Raw genomic sequence first — 6409 nt, 5'->3', positions numbered from 1 at the left:
TAGATGTCGAGCAGCGCGTCGTCCTGGCCGGAGGTGTGGTCCTTCTCCAGGGTCGCCCGCATCGACTCGTACTGACCGAAACGCTCCAGAATCTGGTCGCCGGTCCAGCCGAGCGCCTTCAGCAGCACCGTGACCGGCTGCTTACGCTTGCGGTCGATGCGCACGCCGACGCTGTCGCGCTTGTCGATCTCGAACTCCAGCCAGGCTCCCCTGGAGGGGATGACCTTGCCGCCGAACAGCTCCTTGTCCGAGGTCTTGTCGACGCTGCGCTCGAAATAGACACCCGGTGAACGGACGAGCTGGGACACCACGACACGCTCGGTGCCATTGACGATGAAGGTGCCCTTCGACGTCATGAGCGGGAAGTCGCCCATGAACACCGTCTGGCTCTTGATCTCACCCGTGGTGTTGTTGATGAACTCCGCCGTGACGAACATCGGGGCGGAGTAGGTCATGTCCCTGTCCTTGCACTCGTCGACCGAGTACTTGGGCGGCTCGAACCTGTGCTCCCGGAACGACAGGGACATGGTTCCGGAGAAGTCCTCGATGGGACTGATCTCCTCGAAGATCTCTTCCAGACCCGACTGAAGTGGAATGTCCCTTCGCCCGGCCTGGCGAGCCGCCTCGACCCGGCCCTTCCATCGCTCGTTGCCCACCAGCCAGTCGAACGACTCGGTCTGCAGGGCGAGAAGGTCGGGCACTTCGAGCGGCTCCTCGATCCGCGCGAAGGAGACGCGGCGAGGACCGGGCGGTACGGCGAAAGCGCGGGACGAGGCGTGAGGCGAGGCTGCCAACAGGTGTCCTTCCGAGGACTCGCGGACTGACTACACGCGCGCCGGAGGACAGCTCACTCGATAGGAGGAAGTGGGATGCCGAGGGCGAGCGTGAGAGGGCAGCATAAAGCAAACTACAAACAAATGTCCACACTTATCCGCATTGTCAACCTCTGTCCCGTAGCCAGAATCGCATGCCCGCCCGGAAATCGTCAAGCCGCCCTCAAGAAAACCACCTCTCGCGCCCCGCCGCACACCGAAAAGACCGGCCCGCCGGAAGGGGCGGGCCGGTCTCAGCCGGGGGCGGTTACGCGCCCGCCTTGTCCGGACGCCCGGTGACCCGGATCGCGTTCACGATGGGGTCGCCCTTGTGGGGCCGGAAGACCACGTCGAGCCGGCCGCCGGTGACCTTCACCGTGTACTGGCGGGTCACCGCCGTGTTCTCACCGGCCTCCTTGGCCAGGTCGAGGCCCTCGATGACCGGGACGCCCGCGACGGCGACGTCGAAGACGCGCTTGCCCGCCTTCTTGTGCCGGGTCTCGGCGAAGCCCAGCTCCACGGTGTAGACGCCGTCCGGAAGACGGTCGAACCGGTAGGCCTGCATGCCCTCGCGGGAGCTGCGGAACAGTCCCTGCTCGGACGTGCCCTTGACGTCCTTCGGCGACGTCTTCGCCTTGCCGCCGCCCACGTAGCCGTACCCGCCAGGGGTGTACTCCCGGTCGGCCGTCCACGTGTCGCCCGCCGCGTCGACCACGTTCTTGCCGCCGCCCGCCTCGACGGCGATCTGGACCTTCGGCACCACGACGACCACGCTGACCGGGACGACCGGCGCCCGGCCGCTCGACGAGCGCACGAGCAGCACGCCGGTGCGGACGTCCCCCGGGGACAGTCCCGCGCTTGAGGCGGTGACCCGGAGCGTCACGGATGCGCCCGCCTTGATGTTTCCGCTCGCCGGCGTCACGCCGAGCCAGGTCTGCGCCGGGTCGTTCTCGATCGTGTACGTCGCGTCGGAGCCCGGGTTGGACAGCTCGAACGTCGCGTTCCTGGTCGCCGAGGCCGGCATCACCAGGGTGACCTGGCCCGTGGACACGGTGACCCGGCCGGTGGCCAGTGCGGCGTCCACCCGTGTCCGGCCGCCGGCGGCGACGCTGACCTCCTTGGTGAGGGTGCCGTAGTCGGCCGCCGAGATCTCCACGTGGTGGTCGCCCGCGGGCACCTGCCCGAGGAAGGCGCCGTCGGGGCCCGTGGTGAAGGCGACGTCGCCGACCTTCACGGTCGCGCCGGTCAGCGGGCCGCCGTCGTTGGCGTCGGTGACGGTGCCGGCGACCAGTCCGTGTCCGCGCGCCGCGATGGTCAGGCTCTGACCGTCACGCAGGACCGGCCTGTCGGACGAGTACTGGAACGCGTCGGTGCCGTCTCCGTTCTCGATGCCGATCGTGGCCTTCTCCCCGGCCGAGTAATCGGTGTCGATCCCGCGGTAGCGGAACCCGATCGAGCCGTCCTCGCCGAGCAGCGCCTCGAACGAGATGAGCGCGTCCACGCCGTAGAACCGGGCGTTGCGCCACTCCACCACGAAGGTGCGGTTCGGCGCGCTGCCGATCGTGGCCGTGTAGAGCGCGCCCTCGCCCTCGAACAGCCCGAGGTCGGTCCAGTACGGATAGATGGCGGCGTTCGGCTCGGCACCGGAGGGCAGTGGTCCGTGGCTCGGGAAGGAGTAGGTGTTGCCGCCGAAGCTCAGGAACCCGTTCGTGCTGACCAGACCGCTGGTGTAAGTCTTGCCGTAGAACGGGAAGGCGAACGGCAGCGTGATCCGCTGGGTCTCGTCGTCGTAGGTGAGGGGCTCCAGGTGGGTGCCCTCGACGTACGGCTCGGCGCCGCTCCTGCAGGTGTGGCCGAACCCGTCGATGTGGCTGGCCAGCGCGATGTCCCTGGTCATCTCGCCGGTCACCGTGACAGGCACGGTGGTCTCCTCGGCGCACAGGGAGTCCGCCGTGACCTTCAGGTCGTAGGTCTTGTGCGGCAGCAGCAGCTCGTAGTGGCCCTGAGCGTCGGTGACGGCGGTGGCCGGCGTGCCCGCGGCGGTCACCGTGGCGCCCGCCTCGGGCAGGCCCACACTGGTGACCGTTCCCGACACCCTGCTCAGGGTCTGCGCCGTGAGCGCGACGTCCTCGGTGACCGTCTCGTCGGTGCCGACGGTGACGGTCCGGGTGACGTCGTCGTAGCCGAACTTCCGCACGGTGAGCGTGTAGTCGCCGCTCAGCAGGCGGGGCAGGCTGTAGGTGCCGTCCTGCGCGGTGGAGACGGTGCGGTTCAACGGGCCGGAGACCTCGACGGTCGCGCCGGCGAGCGGGGAGCCGTCGGAGGTGACCGTGCCGGTCAGCGTGCCCAGCTCACCGGCCGGGGTCGCCTTGACGGCCGCGTACGCGTCGAGCATGCCCTCGCCCCAGACGAAGTTGTCCGCGGCGGTGCCGCCGCAGCCCTCGTCGTCGACGTCGGTCGCCGTGTGGTCGAGCAGCGCCCGGGTGCCCTCGATGTCGCCCCGCAGGAAGGGGGAGGCCGACCACATCAGCGCCACGGTCGCGGCGACGTGCGGGCTGGCCATCGAGGTGCCCGACTTCAGCCCGTATCCGTTGCCGGGCAACGCCGAGCGGATGTCGACGCCGGGGGCCGAGATGTTCGGCTTGATCTCGCCGTTCTCGCCCGGGCCTCTGGAGGAGAAGTACGCGATTCTGCCGTCGGCGTCGAAGGCCCCGGCGCTGTAGCTGGCGACGTATCCCCCGGGCGTGCCGGTGGTGTCACAGGCCGGCCCCGCGTTGCCGTTGGAGAAGGCGGGGAAGATGCCGGCGGCGACCCACGCCTCGACCATGTCCTTGTACCAGAGGTTGATGCCCTCGCCGCCCCAGGAGTTGTTCACGATGTCGGGCGCGAGGTCGGGACGGGGGTTCTGGCCGTTCAGGTCGGTGGGCGCGAGGATCCACTGCCCGGCGGCGAGCAGCGCGTAGTCGGGGCATCCCGTGAGGAGACAGGCCTTGGCCGCGATCCACTTGGCCCCGGGGGCGACGCCGATCGCGTTGGCCCCGCCGTCCCCGCCGACCATGGTGCCCACGGTGTGGGTGCCGTGGCCGCGGTCGTCGCACGGCGCCTGGCCGGGGCAGACGTGCGCCGGGTCGAACCAGTTGTAGTTGTGGTCGACGGCGCCGCCCGGCTGGGTGCCCCGGTATTGGGAGACCAGGGCGGGGTGGTCCCACTGGACACCGGTGTCGATGCTGGCGATGACGATGCCCTCGCCGTGGTCGCCGAGCTCGTCCCACACCTTCGGGGCGTTGATGCGGTCGATGTTCCACTCGACGGAGGCGGTCGCGGCCTGCGCCCTGGCCGGCTGCGGGTCGGGCAGGGGCACCGTACGGGACGGTTCGATCGCCGTCACCTCGGGCAACTGGGCGATCTCGGCGGCCAGCTTCGCGTCACCGGTCACCTTGACGGTGTTGACGATCCAGAAGGGGGTGAACTCCGCGTGCGCTTTCGTGAGGAGTTTGCGCAGGCCGGCCTGAGAGGAAGCGGCGGTCTCCGACTTCAGCCGGTAGACCTGCCGCGCCTTGTCGTTCTTGTTCTTCGCCATTCGGGCGGCGCCGAGGTCGGCGCGGTCCTTGAGCCGTACCCAGAAGGTGGCCTTTCCGTGGGCGGACAGGTCGTTCTGGACCACCCGATCGACCTTGTCCGGTCCGGGTGTGGCCGATGCTGCGCCGACCGCGGCGTTCTGCGGGAGCAGCAGGGCGAGGGCGGCGGTCCCGATCAGGACCGCACGCCGCACGTGCGGGAGTAACACAAGCTCTCCTATGTGGGCAAACAGGCACCCACAGGGGGAAAAGGGACTAGTGGGGTTCGGATGAACTCCGGGGACGTATCGTTGTGGATCTTGCCAAGATGGGCAAGATCAGGGCAAAGAGTTCAACTGGATTTAACAATCGCCCCTTACTGCCCGATCAGGACAGCCGAAATGTGTGCCCCGCGACCACACCCTGGCCGCCGAGGCGGACGTCCCCACCGCCCTACCTGCGCCCTTCGTGCCGGAGGAGAGGCCCAAGGACGGCCGCGCCTCGGCCCCGGGCCCGCCGCCCTCGGCCTCACCCCCATGGCCCCTGCCCCCATGGATCTGGCCTGACGCCCCCTGCTCCCGATCCCACCGAGGTGGGTGTGCACCCGACGAACGTCGTACGGTCCCGCGCCTCGGGCTCGCGGAGCACGAGCCGCTCGGTCCGAGTTCGGGTCGACGGCGAACGGAGCGATCCGGAGACGGACACGCACGCGCCGCGCGGACCAGGCCAGGCCGCGGGTCGGCTGACGGCGTCCCGGCATTGCCGGGTGTCGTGCTTACGCAGCGGCGCGTGGATCGTCGTGAGACATGAGGGTGATCGTCGTGAGACATGAGGGTGAGAGGACGCGGTGCGGATGTACGGCCGCCGACGGAATCACGTGCCCGAGAGCAGTTCCGCTTCCAGTCGGCGAAACGCTCACGCATGGCAGAGAACTGGAGGAGTCGGCGCCATAGGCAGTGGAGTCGCGGTCGAGTACGTCCCCTAGGTAGGACAGCGACTCGGCGAACAATCGCCCAAACGAAGCCCGGCCTGTCCGCGCTTCGCCCCGGTCTGTCCGCGCGTAGCCCACTGCGCCTCCCGCCTCACTCGCGCGGCCGTCTGCTCCCGATCCGGTGGTAGGTGAAGGCCCAGCGGTCGGTGCCGATCTTGCGGCGGGTGTAGCGGTCGGGGTGCTGGTAGCGGTCGCGGTTGTGGAACTGGCAGGCCGGTCCCAGCAGCTTCAGGTCCGTGAGCCCGCCGGTGCTCCAGTTGTCGGCGTGGTCGATCTGGCACATGGTCGCGGGCAGGGGGCAGCCGTCGATCCAGCAGGTGGCGTACCGGGCGAAGATGGCCCGCCGCTGGGCAGGAGTCGCCAGACGGACCTTGCGGCCCATGTCCAGCACCTGTCCCTCGGCGTTCATGACGATCCGCACCAGAGTCGAGGTCCGGGCGAGCCGGTGCACGCTGGAGACGGGCAGCACCTGCCCGGTCGCCAGCAGCAACCCCGGCGCGGTCCCCGGTGCCATTCCCAACGACGCCCCCAGCAGCGACCCAGGCAGCGTGCCTGCCGACGCTCCCAACGCCGCACCCAAGAACGCCCCGGGCATCGCGCCCGCCGACGCACCCGGAGATCCCGGTGACGCACCTTGCGCCGCTCCCTGTGCCCCTCCTTGTGACGCCTCTTGCGCCGTCCCCGGCGTCGCTCGCCTGGCTCCCGGTGCCGTTCCCGATGCCCATCCGGGTGCTGTCTCCCGCTCCGGTCCGGGCCCGCCGGGCGTCGCTCCCGACGGTCCCGATGTCCCCGGCACCTGCGTCGCACGCGAGCACCGCGCCTCACCACTGCACCGCCACGCGCCCTGGCTGCCGCACCGGCACGTGCTCTGGCCACGCCGGCAGTCCCCCGCAGGCCCAGGCCCGGCGTGGGTGTGACGTGCGGAGGCGTTCTCGGGCGGAGGGTCCGGCCACGCCGCCTCCGAAGGCGCTGCCTCCGAAGGCGTTGTGTGCGATGGAGCAGCCTCCGAGCACGCTGCCTGTGATAGCGGCGCGTCCGAAGCCGTCGCG

General features: G+C 69.8%; 2 protein-coding genes and 1 pseudogene. All 3 read right to left on the bottom strand.

Features of this window, described 5'->3' with window-relative positions; genetic code table 11:
• Positions 1–794: pseudogene (locus tag FLV34_RS38525) on the bottom strand (DNA-directed RNA polymerase subunit beta); the annotation flags it as partial.
• A 286-nt stretch (positions 795–1080) separates the two neighbouring features.
• Positions 1081–4584, bottom strand: a complete 3504-nt coding sequence (locus tag FLV34_RS38520) for a S8 family serine peptidase (RefSeq protein WP_261986072.1) — start codon at positions 4582–4584, stop codon at positions 1081–1083.
• An 867-nt stretch (positions 4585–5451) separates the two neighbouring features.
• Positions 5452–5874 (bottom strand): HNH endonuclease signature motif containing protein, encoded by a 423-nt coding sequence (locus FLV34_RS38515; protein WP_187280860.1) that lies wholly within the window; start codon positions 5872–5874, stop codon positions 5452–5454.
• Positions 5875–6409 lie beyond the last annotated feature (535 nt).

This window comes from Microbispora sp. CSR-4 (assembly GCF_008033685.1).
Lineage (GTDB): Bacteria > Actinomycetota > Actinomycetes > Streptosporangiales > Streptosporangiaceae > Microbispora.
Note: the sequence above shows the minus strand (reverse complement) of the source record. Positions and strands in the feature narration are given on the sequence as shown.

Excerpts from the sequence above, each read along its gene's own strand:
- FLV34_RS38515 (WP_187280860.1), bottom strand. The coding sequence starts at position 5,874 with ATGGCACCGGGGACCGCGCCGGGGTTGCTGCTGGCGACCGGGCAGGTG.